Raw genomic sequence first — 21716 nt, 5'->3', positions numbered from 1 at the left:
CCGACTCCTATACTGGCCGGCCTCAATTCGGAGACCCGCCATGCTCGTGCCCAAGACCACCCTGCAACTTCGTTCGCTGATCCGTCGTAACGGCGAACTGGAACTCTCGCTCGCCGAGGAAGCGCTTCCGCAACCGGCGGCCAACGAGGTCGTCGTTCGCGTCGAGGCGGCGCCCATGAATCCCTCGGACCTCGGCCTGCTGTTCGGCGCGGCGGACATGCGCACTGCCAAGGCCGGCGGCACGCCGGACCGGCCGGTGGTGACCGCGACCGTCCCCGAAATCGGAATGAAGAGCATGGCCGCGCGACTGGACCAGTCCATGCCGGTCGGCAACGAGGGCGCAGGCGTCGTCGTGGCGGCGGGCAGTTCGCCTGAGGCGCAGGCGCTGATGGGCAAGACCGTGGCGGTGCTCGGCGGTGCGATGTACACGCAATACCGCTGCATCCCCGCCGCGCAATGCATGGAACTGCCAGAGGGCGCGACGCCGGCGGAAGGCGCATCGTCGTTCGTCAATCCGCTCACGGCGCTGGGCATGGTCGAGACGATGCGGCGCGAGGGCCACAAGGCGCTGGTGCACACGGCGGCGGCGTCGAACCTCGGGCAGATGCTCAACCGGATCTGCATCCAGGACGGCATCGGGCTGGTGAACATCGTGCGCAAGAAGGAGCAGGAAGACCTCCTTCGCGGCATGGGCGCCAAGTACGTCTGCAACGCCACCTCGCCCACCTTCATGCAGGACCTGACGGAGGCACTGGTCGCCACCGGGGCCACGCTGGCTTTCGACGCGATCGGCGGCGGCAAGCTGGCCGGTCAGATCCTGACCTGCATGGAAGCCGCGCTGACCAAGACCGCCACCGAATACAGCCGCTACGGGTCGACGACCCTCAAGCAGGTCTACATCTATGGCGGCCTCGACCGCGGGCCGACCGAGTTCACGCGCGGCTTCGGCATGACGTGGGGGATGGGGGGCTGGCTGCTGTTCCCGTTCCTGCAGAAGATCGGTCCCGAAGGGGCGCAGAAGCTGAAGGCGCGTGTGGCGAAGGAACTCAAGACGACCTTCGCGAGCCGCTACACCAAGGAGGTGTCGCTGGTCGAGGCGCTGCGGCTGGACGAGATCGCGGTGTATTCGAAACACGCGACGGGCGAGAAATACCTGCTCAATCCGAGCAAGTAGCAGGGCGCCGCGCTGGCGTCAAAGGCGCGATCAGCCCAGTGCCAGGCGCGTGCCGGCGCCTGCGGCCGTCTTGCGGGCACCGTCCGGTCCATAGAAGAGCTGCACGCTCGACTGCAGGAAGTGCAGGGCCTTCTGCGTGAAATCGAGGTGCGTGTAGACGATCGATCCATTGCGCAGGTTGTGCATCCGGGCCTGCTCGGCCATTGCCAGTAGCGCTGCCCAGGCCTGCTGGGTGTTTTCGCCGCCGGCCGCTGCCGCGGCATCCGCGCCGGCGCGGCCCGGTTCGAATCCGAGCGCGGCCTGTGCGGCTTCGCGCTGGCGGTCGAGTTCGGCCAGGCGCTCCAGCAACTGGACCTTCTGTTCCGTGATGTGATCGAGCTCCGCGAAGCGGCGGTTCGTCATGGCCTGCTCTTCCTGCGACAGGATGGCCAGAAATTCCTCCACGCAGGATTTTTCGGCGTGCAGGTAGAGCAGCATGGTGTTCATTTGTTCTTCTCGGCGCCGAGGAGGTCGCGCACGCTGTCGAGCAGGCCGCTGGCGATCCGCTCGGGGTTGACCTGGTAACGGCCGGCGCGGATGTCCTCGCGGATCGCCGCGACGCGGGCCGCGTCGAATTCACCGCCCGGGGCATCGGGCATGGCATGGATTTGTCCGGACACCTGCACCACCTCCTTGGAGCGGCTCGCGGCGTCGGCGGCGGACGCGGGGGCAGAGCCCGGCTTGGTGGGACGGGAAAGGGGCGTGGCCGAAGGCGCGGGTTGATCGATTTTCAAGATGATTCCTCAAAGGGCTGGCCCGTATATCGGCGGATGGGTCAGGAACTTTAGGCCGGATCGCAACGAATGGCGAGCCTTGGCTACTGGGCGAGCCGGATCTGGCCGTCTTCGTCGGCGATGCCACTCACCAGCCGGCCGTCCCGCGTCTTGGCCTGCACGCTGGCGCCGACTTCGGCGCGTGTCATGGCCTTGCCTTCGGTGCTGACGACGTAGCCCTGGCCTTGGGCCACCAGTTGCACGGTCTGTCCTTGCTGGATCACGACCACGCCGCGCATCAGTTCCTTGCGCAACGGCGCGCCCGCGGCGATGCGATGCGTGCTCGTGACGCCCCGCAGGGCCGAAACGTCGGTGACGACGGAGCGCGGCAGTGCGCTGAGGTCGCCCTTGCGTTCGACGACGTCGCCGGCATCCAGCGTCTCGCCGGGCTCGATCGCGCGTGCGGCGACGAAATAGGTGCCTTCCACGGCCACTTGCGCCGAGATGAAGCGGCTCCAAGGCTTGTCGCCGCGGCAGCGCAGGCCGATCGACACGCGCCCCCAGAGCGTGGTGCCGGTCGGCATGAAGGCCTCGAAGTCGTCGCACGGCGGAAGAGGCGAGCCCGTGAGGTTGAAAGTGACCGTCGCCTTGCCGGGCAGGCCGGCGGTCTGCGCCTGCACAAGCCTGTCGATGGCCGCGCGCGCCGCATCGGGTAATGGCGTGGCCGCGAGCGAGGCCGTGCCCATGCAGGCCATCCATGCCGGCAGCACGAGGCGCAGGAGTCGGTTCCGGGTCTTGCGTTGTTCCATGGTGATCGAGGAGTTGCCGAGTGATTCTAGGAAGACACCCCCTGTGTCGAAGTCGCGAAGTGCCGCTGAAAACCCCCTTTGTTCGACCCATTGCAAAAGCGGCGCGTGCCTAGACTCGCTTTCCATCTGTCGCCATGCCCAGTGCGGACGCGATGCCACCAAGGATGGAAAGAATGATCGACAAGCTGGATGCAGCGCTTCGTTTCAACCGCGAGGCACTCAATCTCCGGGCGCAGCGCCAGGAAGTGCTGGCGGCCAACATCGCCCAGGCCGACACGCCCAACTACAAGGCCCGCGATTTCGATTTCAGCAGCAGGCTCTCGCAGGCCGTGGAGCAGGGACGCCAGTCGCAATCGTTCGCGATGGCCACGACATCGTCGCGCCATCTCGCGGGCGAAGCGACGGCCATGCCCGACCAGGACTTGCTCTACCGCGTGCCGACCCAGTCGAGCATCGACGGCAACACCGTCGACATGGATGTCGAGCGCATCAACTTCGCGGACAACGCACTGCGCTACGAATCCAACCTCACGGTCATCGGCGCCAAGATCAAGACGCTGCTGTCCGCGGTGCAGCAATAAGCGGAAGGAACTCGCATGCCCATCTCCAGCGGCTCCATGAACATCTTCAGCGTGGCGGGCTCCGCCATGACCGCGCAATCGCAGCGCATGAACGTCACCGCGAGCAACCTCGCCAACGCGGAGAGCGTGGCCGGTCCCGACGGCGAGCCCTATCACGCCAAGCAGGTCGTCTTCGAACTGGCGCCATCGGGGCAGCAGGACATCGGCGGCGTCCGGGTCTCCGGCGTGATCGAGGACACGTCCCCCGCAAAGATGGTCTTCGACCCGAAGAACCCCCATGCCAATTCCGACGGCTACGTGGCCATGCCGAACGTGAATGTGGTCGAAGAGATGACCAACATGATTTCCGCGTCGCGCAGCTACCAGGCGAACGTCGAAGTGCTCAACACAGCCAAGGCGCTGATGGTCAAGACGCTGACCATCGGCCAGTAACTCCACTCACCAGAAAGCATCCATGGCCATCGCCGACACGTCTTCCATCACCGGGCTGAACGCAGCCAGCGCCGCGGCGAGCACCGCCAGCGTCTCGAACGACGACAGCGAGCAGCGCTTCCTCAAGCTGCTGGTCACGCAGCTCAACAACCAGGACCCGCTCAATCCGATGGAGAACGCGGAGCTCACCTCGCAGCTCGCGCAGATGAGCACCGTGAGCGGCATCGAGAAGCTCAACAGCACGCTGTCGGGCCTGGTGAACCAGACGGGGTCGAACCAGGTGCTACAGGCGGCCTCGCTCATCGGTTATCACGTGCTGTCGCCCGGCAACTCGCTGACCACCACTGCGCCCGAGGACGGCAAGGACCCGGCCGTGCAAGCCTTCGCGGTGCAGCTGCCCAACACGGCAGCAGATGTGCAGATCAAGATCGTCGATGCGAGCGGCAAGACCGTGCGCACCATCGACGCCGGCGCCATGACCGACGGCGTCAACCCAGTGACCTGGGACGGCAAGGACGACCAGGGCAACGCGGTGCCGGCCGGCAGCTACCAGTTCACGGTGGCCGCGACCAACGGCAGTGCGGCCGTGGACGCTACCGCGCTCACCTTCGCGCAGGTGGCCGCGGTCAAGCAAGGTGCGAGCGGCGTCACGCTCGAGCTCGCATCGGGCCAGAGCATCAACCTCTCCGACGTGCGCATGTTCCTCTGAAGCAAGACAAGGCACGCCTTCCGTCTCCCTATCGCATCAACCAAGGATTCATCATGAGTTTCTCCCAAGGCATCAGCGGCCTGAGCGTCTCCGCCGCGAACCTCGACGTCATCGGCAACAACATCGCGAACTCGGGCACCGTGGGCTTCAAGTCCGCCGCCGCCACTTTCCAGGACGTCTATGCCGGTTCGCGCGTCGGGTTGGGCGCGTCGGTGTCGGGCGTGGTGCAGAACTTCACGCAAGGCGTGACGCAGACCAGCAGCCGCCCGCTGGACGTGGCGATCCTCAACGGCGACGGCTTCTTCCGCATGGCGAGCGCCAGCGGCGAAGTCATGTATTCGCGCAACGGCCAGTTCACCAAGGACAAGGACGGCTACATCGTCAACGCGTCCGGCCTGCGGCTCACCGGCTACGGCGTCAACGCCGGCGGCGGCATCAACGGCGGCACGCCGGCTGCGATCCAGATTCCGACCGCTGCCATGACGCCGAATGCCACCACCGGCGTCGACGCGGAATTCAATCTCGATTCGCGCAGCACGGCACCCACCAAGACGCCTTTCAGCGCCACGGACTCGGACACCTTCAACTACTCCAACGCGATCGGTCCGGTGTACGACTCGCTGGGCAATCCGCATGACCTTGCGGTCTACTTCGTCAAGACGGGTGCCGGCACATGGGATACCTATGGCACCGTCGACGGCACTCCGCTCAACGGCGGCGCCAAGCTCGCCGGCGGTTCGTTGACCTTCGATACCAACGGCAACCTCACGGCGCCGGCAGGCGGCAAGATCACGCTGCCGACCATGAACTTCCCGAACGGCTCGGCGGCGCTGAACATCGCGGTCGACCTCAGCGGCACCACGCAGTTCGGCGCCACCAACGCAATGAGCAAGCTCAACCAGGACGGCTACACCTCGGGCGAGCTGACGTCCTTCTCGATCAATGCGGACGGCACCATCACCGGCAAGTTCTCCAACGAGCAGACCAAGCTGCTGGGCCAGGTCGTGCTCTCGTCATTCGCCAATCCCAACGGACTGGAGCCCAAGGGCGAGAACATGTATGCCGAGACGCTGGCCTCGGGCCAGGCTCTCACCGGTACGCCGGGCGAAGGCACCAAGCTCGGTTCGCTCGAGTCCGGCGCGCTGGAGTCCTCCAACGTCGACCTCACCTCCGAGCTCGTCAACCTCATCGTCGCGCAGCGCAACTACCAGGCCAATGCACAGACGGTGAAGACACAGGATCAGGTCATGCAGACGCTGATCAACATGCGCTGACGCGGAGCCAGCCGTGGATCGAATGTTGTACGTCGCCATGAGCGGCGCCAAGCAGGCCATGGAGCAGCAGGCCTCGGTCGCCAACAACATGGCGAACGTCTCGACGCCGGGCTTCCGCGCGCAGGTGAATGCCTTTCGCGCCGTGCCCGTGGTCGGCGAGGAAGCGCAGACGCGCGCCTTCGTGGCCGCGACCACGCCCGGTGCCGACTTCTCGCACGGGCCGATCACCGAGACCGGGCGCGATCTCGACGTCGCGGTGAAAGGTGACGGCTGGCTCGTGATCCAGACACCGAGCGGCGAGGCCTACACGCGCGTTGGCAATCTCCAGGTCGGTGCCGACGGGCAGGTGATGACGATGGGCTCGCGCCCCGTGGTCGGCGATGGCGGCCCGCTCGTGATCCCGCCCGGCTCGACCGTCACGATTGCATCGGATGGCGCCATCGCTGCGCGCGGTCCTGGCGATCCGTTGACGGGCGTGTCCGAGGTCGGCCGGCTGAAGCTGGTCAATCCGCCCACGGCCGATCTGGTTCGCGGCGACGACGGCCTGTTCCGCATGCGCCAGGGCCTGCCGCCGGCCGAGGCCGATCCTGCGGTGACCGTCACTGCAGGCGCGGTGGAGGGCAGCAACGTCAATCCGGTCGAAGCCATGGTCGCAATGATCGCCAACGGACGCAGCTTCGAGATGCATATGAAGTCCATCCAGTCCGCAGACACCAACGCGCAGTCGGCCAACAAGCTGCTTGCCTACAACTGAGCCGCATTGCCCGACAACACCCCGGCAACCCCGCAGGAGAAATTCAATGATTCGTTCCCTTTACGTCGCCAAGACCGGCCTCGAAGCGCAGCAGACGCAACTCGACGTGGTGTCCAACAATCTGGCCAACGTCGCCACCACCGGCTTCAAGAAGAGCCGCGCGGTCTTCGAGGACCTGCTCTACCAGAACCTGCGCCAGGTCGGCGGCCAGACCTCCGACCAGACGCGCCTGCCTTCCGGCCTGCAAGTCGGCACCGGCGTGCGCGTGGTTGCGACCGAGCGCATGCACTCGCAGGGCAACCTGACGAAGACGGACAACCCGAAGGACGTCGGCATCAACGGCGCGGGCTTCTTCCAGGTGCTGATGCCGGACGGCACGACTTCGTACACGCGCGACGGATCGTTCCAGACCGACAAGGATGGTCAGCTCGTGACCGCGAGCGGCTTCACGATCCAGCCGGCCATCACGATTCCGCAGAACGCCACGAGCCTGACGATCGGCCGCGACGGCATCGTGTCGGTCACGCAGGCAGGCAGCACGGCGACCGTGCAGGTCGGCCAGCTCCAGCTCGCCACCTTCCTGAACCCGGCCGGGCTGCAGAGCATGGGCGAGAACCTCTACACGGAATCCGATTCGTCCGGTTCGCCGAACCTGGTGAACCCCGGTGTCGATGGCGCCGGCATCCTGAGTCAGGGCTACACCGAGGCGTCCAACGTCAATGTGGTGGAAGAGCTGGTGAACATGATCGCGACGCAGCGCGGGTACGAGATCAACAGCAAGGCGATCCAGACCTCTGACCAGATGCTGCAACGGCTTGGGCAGCTATGAACACCCCCAGGTTGGCCCACTTCGTGTGGCCGCCCACCCCCTCGCCGGGGGCGACACCGGCGGCCCGGCGAAGCCGGTTCCGCGGTGTCTCTGGCATGGGGCTGTGGGCGCTTTCATGCCTCGTGGTTCTGGCGGCCGGGTGCGCGCAGATTCCGCGCGAGCCGCTGGTGCATCAGCCGATGACGGCGCGGGCGGACACGATGGGGTCGATGCAGAGGCGGCCGGCGACGGGGGCGATTTTTCAGGAGAGCATCGGCGTTGCCTTGTTCGAGGACCGCAGGCCGCGCTTTGTCGGGGACATCCTGACGATCGTCATCAGCGAAAAGGTCAACGCGAGCAAGAATTCCGGCGCCAATGCCAGCCGCGATGGCAGCGTGGGTGCGGCCTTCGCCACCATTCCAAAGTTCCTTGTCGGACTGCTTGACGGGCAGGACGCCAAGCTGTCCGGGTCCAACGCGCTCACCGCGAAGGGCGGGGCCAATGCGGCGAACACCTTCAATGGGGTGATCACCGTCACGGTGACGGACGTGCTTCCCAACGGCAACCTGCTGGTGAGTGGGGAGAAGCAGATGGGCATCAACCAAGGGACCGAGTTCATTCGATTCTCCGGGGTGGTGAATCCACGCACCGTGACCGGCCAGAACACCGTGCTGTCGACCCAAGTCGCCGACGCGCGCATCGAATATACGGCCAAGGGCTACATCGACGAGGCCCAGAACATGGGCTGGATGCAGCGCATCTTCCTGAACGTGTCGCCATTCTGATCTGATCATGATCCGCAAACGCTTGATCCTCTCCGCCGCGCTGGGTGCGCTTTGCGCCCTGTGCATCAATCCGCACGTGCATGCCGAACGCCTCAAGGAGCTCGCGAGCATCCAGGGTGTGCGCGACAACCCGCTGATCGGCTACGGCCTCATGGTGGGTCTCGATGGCACGGGCGACCAGACGATGCAGACACCGTTCACGACGCAAAGTCTGAACAACATGCTGCAGCAGCTCGGCATCACCGTGCCGCAGGGCGTGAACATGCAGCTCAAGAACGTCGCGGCGGTGATGGTCACAGCGACGTTGCCTTCGTTCGCGCGGCCGGGCCAGAGCATCGACGTGACGGTGTCCTCCATGGGCAATGCCAAGAGCCTGCGCGGCGGCACCTTGCTGATGACGCCGCTCAAGGGCGCCGACGGCGCCGTGTACGCCATTGCGCAAGGGAACATGGTCGTCGGCGGCGCGGGCGCGTCGGCCAACGGCAGCAAGGTGCAGATCAACCAGTTGAGTTCCGGACGCATTCCGGCGGGCGCCATCGTGGAGCGCATGGTCGAGTCCACCATCGGCGGCGAAGGCATGCTGACGATCGAACTTTCGCGCTCCGATTTCGGTACGGTGCAGAAGGCGGTCGATGCGATCAACCGGCAGTTCGGCTCTGGCGTCGCGGACGCGGTCGACGCACGCGTGATCCGCGTCCGCGCGCCCGAATCGCCGCAGGAACGCGTCAGCTTCCTCGCGCGTCTCGAAGGCCTCGAAGTCACACCGGCGCAGGCAGGGGCCCGTGTCGTGGTGAATGCGCGCACCGGCTCGGTCGTCATGAACCAGGCGGTTCGCGTCAACGACTGCGCTGTTGCGCACGGCAATCTGTCGGTGATCATCAACACCGAGCCGGTGGTGAGCCAGCCGGGGCCATTCTCGGGTGGTCGCACGGTCGAATCGCAGGTCTCGCAGATCTCGGTCAACCAGGGCGGCGGCGCGCTGCAGATGGTGCGCAGCGGCGCCTCGCTGGCCGATGTGGTGAAGGGCCTCAATGCCCTGGGCGCCAATCCGCAGGACCTGGTGTCCATCCTTCAAGCCATGAAATCGGCCGGCGCCCTGCGCGCCGAGCTCGAGATCATCTGAGGCCGGACATGGCGATCTCCGCAGCCAATTCGTGGACCGGCGCCGAGACGGCCAGCCGTGCCGGCGCGCTGGACCAGCGTTTCGCACTCGATGTCCAGGGCGTCGATGCGCTGCGTCGCACCGTCCGCAACTCGCCGGAAGAAGGCCTCAGACAAGTCTCGCGCCAGTTCGAGGCCATGTTCATGAACATGGTGCTCAAGAGCATGCGCGAGGCGACGCCATCCAGCGGTCTGCTCGACGGCGGCCAGAACGAGAAGATCTACACCTCGATGCTCGACCAGCAGCTCTCGCAGAACCTGTCGGGGCGCGGAGTGGGGCTGGCCGAGGCCATGCTGGCGCAGCTCCAGCGCAGCGTGGCGTCGGGCTCCACCAACATGGACATCGATGTGGGGCCGATGTCGCTTGCGCCGCGCGGCGGCATGCCGCTGAAGTCGGAAGCGGGCATCCCGTTGGGTTCCTCGCCGTCGTCCGGGGCTCGGGTGGACCTCAGTGCCTACCACGTCAACAACGACCGGTCGGGTGGTGGATCAGCGGCCACCGCGTCGCTCCAGGGCCACGTCGACAGCTTCGTGAATCGAATGGGCGCTTCTGCGCAGGCGGCGAGCGACGCCAGCGGCGTGCCGGCGCCGTTGATCCTGGCGCAGGCCGCACTCGAATCCGGCTGGGGCAAGCGCGAGATCCGCGCGGACGACGGCACGCAGAGCTTCAATCTCTTCGGCATCAAGGCCGATCGCAGCTGGAAGGGCCCGGTGGTCGAAACGACCACGACCGAGTACGTCGACGGCGAACCGCAGCGCGTGCGCGCGAAGTTCAGGGCCTATGCCTCGTACGACGAAGCCTTCACCGACTACGCGCGATTCATGACGCGCAACCCGCGCTACGCCAACGTGCTGGCCACCGACGACCCGACCGAGGCCGCGCACGGATTGCAGCGCGCAGGCTACGCGACCGATCCGCAATACAGCCAGAAGCTGGTTCGCATCATGCAGAAGTTCGGGTGATCGGCGATGTCGCCGAGTCCGCTCTCCATTCACCCGTCACAGCCAACGCCAACGCAAAGGAACCCCATGGCAGAGATCACGAGCATTCAGCAGCACAAGGGCAGCGCGGCGCCCGCGGCCCTTGCGAATGCAAGCCGGCTGGAGGTCGTCACCTTCACGCTCGGCGAGGAAGAGTACGGCATCGACATCCAGAAGGTGCAGGAGTTGCGGGGCTATGACGCGGTGACGCGGATCGCGAACGCGCCGGAGTACATCAAGGGGGTGGTGAACCTGCGCGGGATCATCGTTCCGATCATCGACATGCGGATCAAGTTTGCGCTGGGCACGCCGAGCTACGACCAGTTCACGGTGGTGATCGTGCTGAACATCGCCGGCCGTGTGGTGGGGATGGTCGTGGACAGCGTGTCGGACGTGATCACGCTGACGGCCGAGCAGATCAAGCCCGCGCCGGCGATGGGTTCGGTGCTGGACACGGACTATCTGATCGGGCTGGGCACGCTGGACGAGCGGATGCTGATCCTGGTCGATATCGACCGCCTGATGTCCAGCGAAGACATGGGCCTGATCGAGAAGTTGGCCGCCTGAGGCCGGCAACGAAATTCGAGGGAGACTGCGATGAAGGACTGGAAGATCGGTACGCGCCTGGGCGGTGGATTCGCGCTGGTGCTGGCGTTGGTGGCGGGCATTGCCGGCATTGGCGTGATGCGCTTGCAGAGCGTGGGCGACGCGACGCACGAGATGGCGCGGCAATCGCTCGAGAAGGAACGCATGGCGGCGAACTGGCTGCTGCTCACGAGCACGAACAGCGTGCGCACCTTTTCCCTGCTGAAGAGCAACGACCCGGAAGTGCAGGACTACCTGCAGAAGAACATCACCAAGACCAGCGCGGCGATCTCGGAGGCGCAGAAGCGGCTCGAAGAAGTGCTCGCATCGCCCGAGGAGCTTGCGCTGAGCGCCGACATCAAGAAGAAGCGGGGTGAGTACGTCGACCTGCGCAACACGATCCTCAAGCTCAAGGCGGACGGCAAGCGGGAAGAAGCAGACAGGCTCAGCGGCGAGAAGTTGCTGGCCGCACTTGACAGCTACGACGGAAGCATCCGTGCGATGCTGAGCCATCAGAAGGAGCAGATCGACAAGTCGGCCGATGCCATCGATTCGCTCTACCGGTCGGGCCGGGCCCAGTTGCTCGTCCTGGCGCTGCTCGCGCTGGCGGTGGGCACTGTGCTGGCGTGGCTGCTGACGCGCAGCATCGTCGAGCCGATCGGCGAGGCGTTGCTGATTGCCGAGACGGTGGCGGCGGGTGACCTTAGCAAGGACTTCGATACCGATCGCGGTGGCGACTTCGGGCGCCTGCTGCGTGGCATGGGCGAGATGGAAGACAGGCTCACCGATCTGGTGGGCCGCATCCGGGCATCGACCGACTCGATCGTCGTCGCGTCGAAGGAGATTGCGGCCGGTAATCACGATCTCTCATCTCGCACCGAGCAGCAGGCGAGTTCGCTGGAGCAGACGGCTGCCTCGATGGAGGAACTCACCTCGACCGTCAAGCAGAACGCGGACAACGCGCGCCAGGCCAACCAACTCGCCGTCTCAGCGTCCGAGGTGGCCGTGAAAGGTGGGGAAGTCGTGTCCCAGGTGGTGGACACGATGGCCTCGATCAACGCGTCGTCCAGGAAGATCGTGGACATCATTGGTGTGATCGATGGCATCGCGTTCCAGACCAACATCCTGGCGCTGAACGCGGCGGTCGAAGCCGCACGCGCAGGTGAACAAGGCCGTGGCTTTGCTGTGGTGGCTTCCGAGGTGAGAAGCCTCGCGCAACGCTCTGCGGCAGCGGCGAAAGAAATCAAGGGCCTGATCGACGACTCGGTCGGCAAGGTCGATGTGGGCAGTGCATTGGTCGGCGACGCCGGGAAGACGATGGAAGAGATTGTCGACAGCGTCAAGCGGGTGACGGACATCATGGGCGAGATCACGGCAGCGAGCCAGGAGCAGACCTCGGGGATCGAGCAGATCAATCAGGCGATCACGCAGATGGACCAGGTGACGCAGCAGAACGCGGCGCTGGTGGAAGAAGCGTCGGCCGCGGCCCAATCACTGCAGGAACAAGCTGGAAGCCTCTCGCAGGTGGTCGGTGTCTTCAGGCTCGACAGCGACACGAGCTTGCGGGTCTCAACATTTGGCCAGCACTGCCGATAGATACCTATATCTCTATCGATTCGAATCAACGAAGGAAAAGTGCGATGAGTTTCAAGGATCTGAAGATCGGCACGCGCCTGGGCATCGGCTTCGCGGCGATGCTGGTGCTGATGGCCGGTATCTCCACGACCGGCATGGTCCGGCTGGGCAACGTGGGCGATGCAAGCGAGCAGATGGTCGCGGGCCCACTGGTCAAGGAGCGCATGGTCGCCCAGTGGTCCACCCTGCTCGCGGCCAACATCGTGCGCACCTTCGCGATGGTCAAGTCGATGGACAGTACGACCGAGGCCTACTTCAAGAAGGAACTCGCCGCGGGACAGGCGCTCACCAATCCACTGCAGAAGCAGGTAGAGGAAGTGATGACATCGCCCGAGGAGAAGAAGCGCTACGGCGACGTGGCCGAGGCGCGCCGGGTCGTGCTCGAGTTGCTCGCGACTCTGAACAAACTCAAGGCAGGCAATGACTGGGAAGGCGCCAACAGTCTGGCGGACAAGGAATTCGCCGCCGCGTTGGCCGACTACGAGAAGGCCGTCGGCAATCTTGCCGTCTACGAGCGCGAGCAGATCGATGCTGTCGCCAAGGGCATCGCCAAGGACCACGAAGCCGGACGCACCTGGCTGATGTTGCTGTCAGCCGTTGCGCTCCTGGTCGGTGCCCTTGCGAGTTGGCGGCTCACGGTGGGCATCGTGAAGCCCCTGGGGCAGGCCGTGCAAGTGGCCGAGACGGTGGCGGCCGGCAATCTGGGCAGCCGTATCGAGGCGGAGAGCCGTGACGAGACCGGCCAGCTCATGCAGGCGTTGAGGAACATGAACGACAGCCTGGCGAAAGTGGTGGGCGAGGTGCGTACGGGCACGGACACCATTGCGACGGCGTCGGGCCAGATCGCGACGGGCAACCAGGACCTGTCCTCGCGCACCGAAGAGCAGGCCAGCTCGCTGGAGCAGACCGCTGCCTCGATGGAAGAGCTGACCTCGACCGTCAAGCAGAACGCGGACAACGCGCGGCAGGCCAACCAGCTCGCCGTCTCGGCGTCCGAGGTTGCCGTGAAAGGTGGAGAAGTCGTGTCCCAGGTGGTGGACACGATGGCCTCGATCAACGCTTCGTCCAGGAAGATCGTGGACATCATCGGTGTGATCGATGGCATCGCTTTCCAGACCAACATCCTGGCATTGAATGCGGCGGTCGAAGCCGCACGCGCAGGTGAACAAGGCCGTGGCTTTGCTGTGGTGGCTTCCGAAGTGAGAAGCCTCGCGCAACGCTCTGCGGCAGCAGCGAAAGAAATCAAGGGCCTGATCGACGACTCGGTCGGCAAGGTCGATGCGGGCAGTGCATTGGTTGGTGAAGCCGGCAAGACGATGGAAGAGATCGTCGACAGCGTCAAGCGCGTGACGGACATCATGGGCGAGATCACGGCAGCCAGCCAGGAGCAGACCTCGGGGATCGAACAGATCAACCAGGCCATCACGCAGATGGACCAGGTGACGCAACAGAACGCGGCACTGGTGGAAGAAGCGTCCGCAGCTGCCCAATCACTGCAGGAACAAGCTGGAAGCCTCTCGCAGGTGGTCGGCGTCTTCAGCTTCGAGTCCGGCCGATTGGCGCATTCATGAACGCGAAGCGCCCCGGATTCACCTACCTAATCATGGAACCCACAAGATGTTGACGAAGACCACAGACCCTGCAAGCACAGCGGTGCGCACCGGCAAACCGCTGGAGTTTCTTTCCTTCACTCTCGGCCACGAGGAATACGGCATCGACATCCAGAAGGTGCAGGAGTTGCGGGGCTACGACGCGGTGACGCGGATCGCGAACGCGCCGGAGTACATCAAGGGGGTGGTGAACCTGCGCGGGATCATCGTCCCGATCATCGACATGCGCATCAAGTTTGCGCTGGGCACGCCGAGCTACGACCAGTTCACGGTGGTGATCGTGCTGAACATCGCCGGCCGTGTGGTGGGGATGGTCGTGGACAGCGTGTCGGACGTGATCACGCTGACCGCCGAGCAGATCAAGCCTGCGCCGGCGATGGGGTCCGTGCTGGAAACGGACTACCTGATCGGGCTGGGCACGCTGGACGAGCGGATGCTGATCCTGATCGACATCGACCGCCTGATGTCGAGCGAGGAAATGGGCCTGGTCGAAGCCACCGCCTGATTCGAGAAAAACCTGAACTGCCAAGCACCATCATGACCTTTCTATCCAACGTACGCATCGGAACGCGTCTTGCCATCGGCTTCGCCATCGTGCTGGGCCTGACGATCATCTCGTCGACTTTTGCGCTGATCAATGCCAGGGACAATGCTGCCGCGACGCGGCACATGATGGAAAGCCCGCTGGCAAAGGAGCGGCTCATCTCCGACTGGTATGTGCTCACCTATTCGGCCATCGCGCGCACCTCGATGATCGCGAAGACCAACGACGAGACGCTTCCGGTCACCTTTGCCGATGTGATCTCCGACAGCGTCAAGAAGGGCACCGAGACCATGAACAAGGTCGAGGCCCTGCTGGTCGTCGACGAGGAGAAGGCGGCGTTCAAGTCGATCGTCGAACTGCGCGCGAAATACCAGGCCGCCAAGGAACTCGTAGGCAAGGCGAAGGCAAGCGGCAACATTCCGGAAACGGAGCGAGTCTTCAAGGAGTCCTTCCAGCCGGCAGCGAAGGCGTATGAAAGCCGCGTCCTCGATCTCCTGTCGATGGAACGGAAGGCGATCAACGACATGAGCCAGGCCATCGACGCGGCGAACGATCGGGCCTTTCAATTGAGGGCCATCCTGACGCTGGCTTCGGTATTGATCGGCGGTGCGTTTGCCTTCTTTATCTCGCGCAGCATCGTTCGTCCTCTCGGCGATGCCGTCAAGGTGGCAGAGACGGTCGCGGCTGGCGATCTGACATCGCGCATCGAAGTCCAAAGCCGTGACGAGACCGGCCAGCTGATGCGGGCGCTGAAGAACATGAACGACAGCCTGGCGAAGGTGGTGGGCGAAGTGCGCACGGGCACCGACACCATCGCGACGGCATCGGGGCAGATCGCGACGGGTAACCAGGACCTGTCCTCGCGCACCGAAGAGCAGGCCAGTTCGCTGGAACAGACCGCTGCGTCGATGGAAGAGTTGACCAGCACCGTCAAGCAGAACGCGGACAACGCGCGGCAGGCCAACCAGCTCGCGGTCTCGGCCTCCGAGGTGGCGGTCAAGGGCGGCAGCGTGGTCAGCCAGGTGGTCGACACCATGGGCTCCATCAATGCCTCGTCGCGCAAGATCGTGGACATCATCGGCGTGATCGATGGGATCGCTTTCCAGACCAACATCCTGGCGCTGAATGCGGCGGTCGAAGCCGCACGTGCAGGTGAACAGGGCCGCGGCTTCGCGGTCGTGGCTTCCGAAGTGCGCAGCCTCGCGCAACGCTCGGCGGCAGCGGCCAAGGAAATCAAGACGCTGATCGGCGACTCGGTGGAGAAGGTCGCGGAAGGCAGCAAGCAAGTCGCCGAGGCTGGCCGGACGATGGAAGAAATCGTCGACAGCGTGAAGCGCGTGACGGACATCATGGGCGAGATCACCGCAGCGAGCCAGGAACAGACCTCGGGCATCGAGCAGATCAACCAGGCGATCACGCAGATGGACCAGGTGACGCAGCAGAACGCGGCGCTGGTGGAAGAGGCCGCCGCAGCGGCTGGCTCATTGCAGGAACAGGCGACGAGTCTCGTCAAGGCCGTCAGCGTCTTCAGGCTGGACAGCGACAACCAGGCGATCCGCACGATCGCACGGGCACGATCACACAGCCATGACGTGGCGCCAAAGCGTGCCGCGAGCGGACAGCCTGCGCTGGCGAAGTCCGCAACCCGGCGGCTCGCTGCGCCCGCGAAACCTGCCGTACCCGCGGAAGCGCCGGGCGACTGGGCCGAGTTCTAAGCGAAGAAAAATGCAGTGGTTCCAAAAGCTTCGTGTGACCGTCAAGCTGGTCCTCAGTTTTCTCGTGGTTGCGGCCGTCGGTGCGGTCGTCAGCGCGCTCGGCATCTTTCACATGGGGCGCATCAGCGATGCGGCGGAGAGGCTCTACGCGCACGAGCTCCGCGCCCTGCAGGCTGTTCAAGAGGCCAACATCCATCTGCTGTATGCGAGTCGCGCACAGATGAGCCTTCTGTCGGCTTCCACGCGCGGCGAGCGCAATGTGGCAGCGAAGGAGTTGACGACTTCCATGGACAGCCTCGCGGCGCGGGGCGCCGAGGTGAAGTCCTTCTTCGAGGAAAGCGACGCCGGCAAGAAGCTGTTCGGGCAGTACGAGGCTTTGCTCCCACCCTTGAAGCAGCACATGGATGACTTCCTGACGCTGATCTCCAAGCAGTCGCTGGACAGTTCGCAATTCGACGGGCGGGTGGCCGAGGACAGCACGCGCCTGCTGCAGGAGTCCCGAGGGCTCGAAGAGGTCCTGAAGAGCATGGTGGCCCACAGCAACGCGCTCGCGAAAGAGAGCGCGGAACATGCGACGGACGTCTACAGGAGTTCGCGGCTGATGATGCTGATGATGGCGCTGGTCGGCGTCCTGGTCAGCGTGGGACTTGGCCTTGCGGTCGCGCGTGTCCTGGCGCGTCAGTTGGGAGGCGAGCCCGCCCATGCGGCGGATGTCGTCGGCCGCATCGCGAGCGGCGACCTGACGGTGAATGTCGACGCCGAGCGCGCGCATGACGGCAGCCTGCTGCATTCCATCAAGCAGATGCAGGATCAGCTCACATCCGTGGTTGGAAAGATCAAGACGTCGAGCGACACCATTGCGACGGCGTCGGGGCAGATTGCGACGGGCAACCAGGACCTGTCCTCACGCACTGAGGAGCAGGCCAGTTCGCTGGAGCAGACGGCTGCCTCGATGGAGGAACTCACCTCGACCGTCAAGCAGAACGCGGACAACGCGCGGCAGGCCAACCAGCTCGCCGTCTCGGCGTCCGAGGTTGCCGTGAAGGGTGGAGAAGTCGTGTCCCAGGTGGTGGACACGATGGCCTCCATCAATGCTTCTTCCAAGAAGATCGTGGACATCATCGGCGTCATCGACGGCATCGCGTTCCAGACCAACATCCTGGCGCTCAACGCCGCGGTCGAGGCTGCGCGTGCAGGCGAACAAGGCAGAGGCTTTGCCGTCGTGGCCTCCGAGGTGAGAAGCCTCGCGCAACGCTCTGCGGCAGCGGCGAAGGAAATCAAGGGCCTGATCGACGACTCGGTTGGCAAGGTCGATGTGGGCAGTGCATTGGTCGGCGAAGCCGGCAAGACGATGGAAGAGATCGTCGACAGCGTCAAGCGCGTGACGGACATCATGGGCGAGATCACGGCAGCGAGCCAGGAGCAGACCTCGGGGATCGAGCAGATCAACCAGGCCATCACGCAAATGGACCAGGTGACGCAGCAGAACGCGGCGCTGGTGGAAGAGGCGACCGCGGCCGCCGGCTCGCTGCAGGAACAGGCAACGAGTCTGGTCCAGGCTGTCAGCGTCTTCAGGCTGGGCAGCGACGAAGCGGGCCTCAACTTCCGCGCGACCGCGCCGATATAGACACAGAGGGCATCGAGACGATGGCCCAACCAACACTCACCCATACAGGTAAAGCCACATGTCAAGCTTGTTCTTCACGGGCCTGAGCGGTCTCAACGTCGCGCGAACCGCGTTGGTGACCACGGCCCACAACACCGCCAACGTCTACACGGCGGGCTACAGTCGCCAGGTTGCGCAAGTCGCCACCAACGGCGCCATCGCAACCGGTTCGGGCTACATCGGCAGCGGCGCGACCGTCACCACGGTCACGCGCAGCTACGACCGCTACCTCACCGCACAACTCGCTTCGGCGCAATCGAGTTCCGCGGCGCTGAGTTCGTACGGCACCGAGATCGACCGCATCGATTCGCTGCTGGCCGACAAGACGGGCGGCCTGAGCCCGCTGATGCAGAACTTCTTCACCGCGGTGCAGGGCGTCGCCAACACGCCGGCCGATTCGGCCGCGCGGCAACAGCTGATCAGCTCCGCACAGTCGCTGTCCAACAAGTTCCGCGCGACGGATCAATACCTCTCCGACCTGAACTCATCGGTCAACGATCAGATCACGGGCAGCGTCGACCAGATCAACACCTTCGCCGGCAAGATCGCGAACCTCAACCAGCAGATCAGCATGATGAGTGCGGTGGCTGGCGGCCAGCCACCGAACGACCTGATGGACCAGCGTGACCAGCTCGTCAGCCAGCTGAGCCAGATCGTCGATGTCAAGGTCCTGCAGCAGGACAACGGCAAGTACAACGTGTTCATCGGCACTGGTCAGTCACTGGTGGTGGGCGATCAGGCCGCAACGATGCAGGCCGTGCAATCCGCCGCCGACCCGACGCGCAAGGCCGTGGCGCTGGTCGGGATCGCCGGCAATGTTTCGGAGTTGAGCGACAGCGCCATCACCGGCGGTTCGCTCGGTGGGCTGCTGGCCTTCCGCACCCAGACGCTCACGCCGACACAGAACGCCATCGGCCGCCTGTCGATGGCGCTTGCAGGTGCGTTCAACGCACAGCACAACCTCGGCGTCGATCTCAACGGCGCGCTCGGCCAGAACTTCTTCACCACGGCGGCCCCGGGCGTCTTCTCGAACGCGAAGAACACCGGCAGCCTCGTGCTCTCGGGCACGGTGACCGACACCAACCAGCTCACGACGAGCGACTACTCGGTGCAGGTCAAGGATGTGGCCGGCGTGCTGAACTACTCGGTCACACGGCTCTCGGACAACCAGTCCGTCGGCAGCTACACCAGCTTTCCGATCACTTTCGACGGTGTGAGCCTCTCGGCCGCCAGCGGCACTGCGCAGGACGGCGACACCTTCCTGGTCCAGCCGACCCGCAACGGCGCACGCGACATGGACGTGCTCGTGCTCGATCCGGCCAAGGTCGCTGCCGCGTCGCCGGTGATCACCGGCAACGCCACCGCCAACCAGGGCAGCGGCGCGCTCGGCACGGCGACTGTCGATGCGGGCTACACCGCTACGCCGTTGGCTGCGAACGTCACGATGAGCTACGACGCCGCGACCCACACCCTCTCGGGTTTTCCGGCCACCTCGGCCGTGACGGTGACCTTGGCGAACGGCACGAGCACCACCTACGCGGCCGGCACCCCGGTGCCCTACACGGCAGGCGCCAAGATGAGCTTCGACGGCATCACGGTCAGCTTGACCGGCTCGCCGGCGCAGGGTGACAGCTTCACCATCTCCAAGAACGTCGCGGGCGTGTCCGACGGCAGCAACGCGCTACTGCTCGGCGCATTGCAGCGCGCGACAACGATCGGCAACGGCACCACCACCTTCAACGGTGCCTATTCACAGCTGGTGAGCGAGGTCGGCAACCGCGCCCAGGAGATCAGCGTCGCGAGCACCACGCAGGACAGCGTCACGGCCCAGATCAAGGCCAGCCAGCAATCCATCTCCGGCGTGAACCAGGACGAGGAGACCGCCAACCTGCTGATGTTCCAGCAGATGTACCAGGCCAACGCGAAGGTGATCCAGACCGCATCGACGATCTTCGACGCGATCCTCGCCATCAGCGCTTGATTCCTTTTCATCCCATCACCCGATTCCAGGAGCCGTGATGCGCATCAGCACCAGTTCTTTCTACGAGCAGAACGTCAACGCGATGGGTCTGCAGCAGCAAAACCTGTTCCGAGTCCAGCAGAAGCTGGCCGCGGGCACCAAGTTTCTGACCGCCGGGGACGACCCCGTCGCGGCGGCGCGCGCGCTTGGCGTCAGCGAGACGCTGGCCGAGTCTTCGCAGTACGCATCGAGCCGCGACCGGGCGATGCTGTCGCTGTCACGCGAGGAAACCGCGCTCGACAGCGCGACCTCGATCATGCAGAACATCAAGACCCTGACGGTGCAGGCCGGCAACGGCACGCTGTCGGACGCCGATCGTGCATCGCTGGCCACGACCATTCAGAGCAATCTGGATCAGCTCGTGGGCATTGCCAATTCCGATGATGGGAATGGGCAGTTCCTGTTCGCCGGCTACAAGAGTGCCAACGCGCCTTTTGCTGCGATGGCCGGTGGTGGCGTGCAGTACGTGGGTGACCAAGGTCAGCGGATGATGCAGGTGGACGTTGCGCGACAGATGTCGACAGGGGATGACGGGCGCAGTGTGTTCCAGTCGGTGCAAGGTGGGGCGGGTTACGTGACGTCGAGCGGAGTGGGCAATACCGGTACCGGCGTGTTTGGTTCCGTGGGTGTGCTGGACGCCACTGCAGCGAACTATGGCAAGGATTTTCAGATCAGCTTCGTTGGTGGCAACTACACGGTCACCACCAATGACACGCCGCCCGTCGTCGCCGCGACTGGCGCCTTCGTTGACGGCCAGCCGATTGCCTTTGGCGGTGTGCAGATCAGCATCAGCGGTGCGCCGGCGGATGGCGATACCTTCAACGTGACGACCGCCAAGAATGCGGGGACGGATATCTTTGCTTCCATCGGCGCGCTGGTCACTGCGTTGCGGACGCCGCTTGCGGGTGGGGGGGCGCAGGCGCAGGCACAGTTGCAGAACGCGCTGAGCACGGCCAACGTGAAGGTCACGAATGCGCATGACAACGTGCTGACTGTGCTTTCGTCTGTGGGGTCGCGGATGAATGAGCTGGAATCGCTGAATACGAGTGGGGCTACTCGGGATTTGAATGACAAGCAGTATTTGTCTAACGTTCAGGATCTGGATCCCGCCAGTGCGATTTCGGAGTTTTATCAGCAGCAGACTTCGTTGCAGGCTACGCAGATGACGTTTGCTAAGTTGAACTCTATTGCGTTGTTTAATTATTTGTAGGGGGTTTGGTGAGGCTGTTGGCCGGGTCTCGCCCCGGCGGGCGACTTACTTTTCTTTGCTTCGCCAAAGAAAAGTAAGCAAAGAAAAGGCGACCCTGCTGTGGGCGTCCCTTCGCTTCGCTACGGGCAACTTGCGGTGCTCACTTTTCGCGGGGTCCGCGCGAAACTCGCTTCGCTCAAACACGCGCAGCCCTGATCCGCGAAAAGCTCCGCTCCTCAGCACCCCCAGAAGGGAGTGCTCGGGCCTTCGCTTCGCTCGGCCTGCCGAATACCAATACCAATACCAATACCAACAACCAAACCCCAACCAAAAACACAAGGACGCGCCACGGCGCGTTCTGCCTTGGTATTGGTCTTCGTCTTGGGGTCCCCTCTGTGCGTGCCGAGGAGCGCAGCTTCAGGCGGATCAGGGCTGCGTGTGTTTGAGCGAAGCGAGTTTCACGCGGACCCCGCCTGAAGCGAGCACCGCAGGTTGCCCGAAGCGAAGCGCAGGGACACGCACAGTGGGGTCG

General features: G+C 64.4%; 21 protein-coding genes. 18 read left to right on the top strand and 3 right to left on the bottom strand.

Annotation, left to right across the window (positions count from 1 at the left end; genetic code table 11):
* Positions 1–40: 40 nt before the first annotated feature.
* Entirely contained in the window at positions 41–1174 is a 1134-nt protein-coding gene (locus AC1DHL_RS26730; RefSeq protein ID WP_478163955.1) for a zinc-binding dehydrogenase, read from the top strand.
* 30 nt (positions 1175–1204) lie between these two features.
* Here the strand turns inward: AC1DHL_RS26730 and AC1DHL_RS26725 are convergent, their stop codons facing one another.
* From AC1DHL_RS26725 to flgA, 3 genes are all read right to left on the bottom strand, one after another.
* Positions 1205–1660 (bottom strand): flagella synthesis protein FlgN, encoded by a 456-nt coding sequence (locus AC1DHL_RS26725; protein ID WP_478104958.1) that lies wholly within the window; start codon positions 1658–1660, stop codon positions 1205–1207.
* A complete protein-coding gene (flgM, locus tag AC1DHL_RS26720; RefSeq protein WP_478104957.1) occupies positions 1657–1947 on the bottom strand; it encodes a flagellar biosynthesis anti-sigma factor FlgM in 291 nt (96 codons plus the stop codon). The genes AC1DHL_RS26725 and flgM overlap by 4 nt, the downstream gene beginning before the upstream one ends.
* A gap of 83 nt (positions 1948–2030) precedes the next feature.
* Entirely contained in the window at positions 2031–2735 is a 705-nt protein-coding gene (gene flgA / locus AC1DHL_RS26715) for a flagellar basal body P-ring formation chaperone FlgA (RefSeq protein ID WP_478163954.1), read from the bottom strand.
* Positions 2736–2908: 173 nt separating this feature from the next.
* On the opposite strand from flgA, the gene flgB reads away from it, so the two are divergent.
* The 17 genes from flgB (at position 2909) to flgL (ending at position 21205) form a co-directional block, all read left to right on the top strand.
* Positions 2909–3316, top strand: coding sequence for a flagellar basal body rod protein FlgB (gene flgB / locus AC1DHL_RS26710; protein WP_478163953.1), 408 nt, complete (start codon positions 2909–2911; stop codon positions 3314–3316).
* 36 nt (positions 3317–3352) lie between these two features.
* A complete protein-coding gene (gene flgC / locus AC1DHL_RS26705; protein WP_478105018.1) occupies positions 3353–3748 on the top strand; it encodes a flagellar basal body rod protein FlgC in 396 nt (131 codons plus the stop codon).
* A gap of 22 nt (positions 3749–3770) precedes the next feature.
* Complete coding sequence (locus tag AC1DHL_RS26700; protein WP_478104953.1) at positions 3771–4457, top strand: flagellar hook assembly protein FlgD; 687 nt, start codon at positions 3771–3773, stop codon at positions 4455–4457.
* A 53-nt stretch (positions 4458–4510) separates the two neighbouring features.
* A complete protein-coding gene (flgE, locus tag AC1DHL_RS26695; protein ID WP_478163952.1) occupies positions 4511–5731 on the top strand; it encodes a flagellar hook protein FlgE in 1221 nt (406 codons plus the stop codon).
* Between the two features lie 13 nt (positions 5732–5744).
* Positions 5745–6485 carry a flagellar basal-body rod protein FlgF gene (flgF, locus tag AC1DHL_RS26690; RefSeq protein WP_478104949.1) on the top strand — a complete coding sequence of 247 codons (741 nt, stop codon included), beginning with the start codon at positions 5745–5747 and terminating at the stop codon, positions 6483–6485.
* A gap of 46 nt (positions 6486–6531) precedes the next feature.
* Entirely contained in the window at positions 6532–7314 is a 783-nt protein-coding gene (flgG, locus tag AC1DHL_RS26685; RefSeq protein WP_478163951.1) for a flagellar basal-body rod protein FlgG, read from the top strand.
* 95 nt (positions 7315–7409) lie between these two features.
* The gene (locus tag AC1DHL_RS26680) at positions 7410–8078 is read left to right on the top strand and encodes a flagellar basal body L-ring protein FlgH (protein WP_478163981.1); all 669 of its coding nucleotides are present in this window, start codon (positions 7410–7412) and stop codon (positions 8076–8078) included.
* 7 nt (positions 8079–8085) lie between these two features.
* The gene (locus AC1DHL_RS26675) at positions 8086–9201 is read left to right on the top strand and encodes a flagellar basal body P-ring protein FlgI (protein WP_478163950.1); all 1116 of its coding nucleotides are present in this window, start codon (positions 8086–8088) and stop codon (positions 9199–9201) included.
* Positions 9202–9209: 8 nt separating this feature from the next.
* Positions 9210–10202, top strand: coding sequence for a flagellar assembly peptidoglycan hydrolase FlgJ (flgJ, locus tag AC1DHL_RS26670; protein ID WP_478163949.1), 993 nt, complete (start codon positions 9210–9212; stop codon positions 10200–10202).
* A 66-nt stretch (positions 10203–10268) separates the two neighbouring features.
* Entirely contained in the window at positions 10269–10787 is a 519-nt protein-coding gene (locus AC1DHL_RS26665; RefSeq protein ID WP_478163948.1) for a chemotaxis protein CheW, read from the top strand.
* A 30-nt stretch (positions 10788–10817) separates the two neighbouring features.
* A complete protein-coding gene (locus AC1DHL_RS26660) occupies positions 10818–12401 on the top strand; it encodes a methyl-accepting chemotaxis protein (RefSeq protein WP_478163947.1) in 1584 nt (527 codons plus the stop codon).
* Between the two features lie 44 nt (positions 12402–12445).
* Complete coding sequence (locus AC1DHL_RS26655) at positions 12446–14011, top strand: methyl-accepting chemotaxis protein (protein ID WP_478163946.1); 1566 nt, start codon at positions 12446–12448, stop codon at positions 14009–14011.
* 46 nt (positions 14012–14057) lie between these two features.
* Positions 14058–14555, top strand: a complete 498-nt coding sequence (locus tag AC1DHL_RS26650; RefSeq protein ID WP_478163945.1) for a chemotaxis protein CheW — start codon at positions 14058–14060, stop codon at positions 14553–14555.
* A gap of 32 nt (positions 14556–14587) precedes the next feature.
* Positions 14588–16309 carry a methyl-accepting chemotaxis protein gene (locus AC1DHL_RS26645; RefSeq protein ID WP_478163944.1) on the top strand — a complete coding sequence of 574 codons (1722 nt, stop codon included), beginning with the start codon at positions 14588–14590 and terminating at the stop codon, positions 16307–16309.
* 10 nt (positions 16310–16319) lie between these two features.
* Positions 16320–17936, top strand: a complete 1617-nt coding sequence (locus AC1DHL_RS26640; protein ID WP_478163943.1) for a methyl-accepting chemotaxis protein — start codon at positions 16320–16322, stop codon at positions 17934–17936.
* A 58-nt stretch (positions 17937–17994) separates the two neighbouring features.
* On the top strand, positions 17995–19956 hold the full coding sequence (gene flgK, locus AC1DHL_RS26635) for a flagellar hook-associated protein FlgK (RefSeq protein ID WP_478163942.1): 1962 nt from the start codon (positions 17995–17997) through the stop codon (positions 19954–19956).
* Between the two features lie 37 nt (positions 19957–19993).
* On the top strand, positions 19994–21205 hold the full coding sequence (gene flgL / locus AC1DHL_RS26630) for a flagellar hook-associated protein FlgL (RefSeq protein ID WP_478105963.1): 1212 nt from the start codon (positions 19994–19996) through the stop codon (positions 21203–21205).
* Positions 21206–21716 lie beyond the last annotated feature (511 nt).

The sequence above is a fragment of the Variovorax sp. 10L426 genome (genome assembly GCF_056395305.1).
This window is presented reverse-complemented; position numbering and strand designations above follow the sequence as displayed.

Excerpts from the sequence above, each read along its gene's own strand:
- AC1DHL_RS26730 (WP_478163955.1), top strand. The coding sequence starts at position 41 with ATGCTCGTGCCCAAGACCACCCTGCAACTTCGTTCGCTGATCCGTCGT.
- AC1DHL_RS26725 (WP_478104958.1), bottom strand. The coding sequence starts at position 1,660 with ATGAACACCATGCTGCTCTACCTGCACGCCGAAAAATCCTGCGTGGAG.
- flgA (WP_478163954.1), bottom strand. The coding sequence starts at position 2,735 with ATGGAACAACGCAAGACCCGGAACCGACTCCTGCGCCTCGTGCTGCCG.
- flgB (WP_478163953.1), top strand. The coding sequence starts at position 2,909 with ATGATCGACAAGCTGGATGCAGCGCTTCGTTTCAACCGCGAGGCACTC.
- flgC (WP_478105018.1), top strand. The coding sequence starts at position 3,353 with ATGAACATCTTCAGCGTGGCGGGCTCCGCCATGACCGCGCAATCGCAG.
- AC1DHL_RS26700 (WP_478104953.1), top strand. The coding sequence starts at position 3,771 with ATGGCCATCGCCGACACGTCTTCCATCACCGGGCTGAACGCAGCCAGC.
- flgE (WP_478163952.1), top strand. The coding sequence starts at position 4,511 with ATGAGTTTCTCCCAAGGCATCAGCGGCCTGAGCGTCTCCGCCGCGAAC.
- flgG (WP_478163951.1), top strand. The coding sequence starts at position 6,532 with ATGATTCGTTCCCTTTACGTCGCCAAGACCGGCCTCGAAGCGCAGCAG.
- AC1DHL_RS26680 (WP_478163981.1), top strand. The coding sequence starts at position 7,410 with ATGGGGCTGTGGGCGCTTTCATGCCTCGTGGTTCTGGCGGCCGGGTGC.
- AC1DHL_RS26675 (WP_478163950.1), top strand. The coding sequence starts at position 8,086 with ATGATCCGCAAACGCTTGATCCTCTCCGCCGCGCTGGGTGCGCTTTGC.
- flgJ (WP_478163949.1), top strand. The coding sequence starts at position 9,210 with ATGGCGATCTCCGCAGCCAATTCGTGGACCGGCGCCGAGACGGCCAGC.
- AC1DHL_RS26665 (WP_478163948.1), top strand. The coding sequence starts at position 10,269 with ATGGCAGAGATCACGAGCATTCAGCAGCACAAGGGCAGCGCGGCGCCC.
- AC1DHL_RS26660 (WP_478163947.1), top strand. The coding sequence starts at position 10,818 with ATGAAGGACTGGAAGATCGGTACGCGCCTGGGCGGTGGATTCGCGCTG.
- AC1DHL_RS26655 (WP_478163946.1), top strand. The coding sequence starts at position 12,446 with ATGAGTTTCAAGGATCTGAAGATCGGCACGCGCCTGGGCATCGGCTTC.
- AC1DHL_RS26650 (WP_478163945.1), top strand. The coding sequence starts at position 14,058 with ATGTTGACGAAGACCACAGACCCTGCAAGCACAGCGGTGCGCACCGGC.
- AC1DHL_RS26645 (WP_478163944.1), top strand. The coding sequence starts at position 14,588 with ATGACCTTTCTATCCAACGTACGCATCGGAACGCGTCTTGCCATCGGC.
- AC1DHL_RS26640 (WP_478163943.1), top strand. The coding sequence starts at position 16,320 with ATGCAGTGGTTCCAAAAGCTTCGTGTGACCGTCAAGCTGGTCCTCAGT.
- flgK (WP_478163942.1), top strand. The coding sequence starts at position 17,995 with ATGTCAAGCTTGTTCTTCACGGGCCTGAGCGGTCTCAACGTCGCGCGA.
- flgL (WP_478105963.1), top strand. The coding sequence starts at position 19,994 with ATGCGCATCAGCACCAGTTCTTTCTACGAGCAGAACGTCAACGCGATG.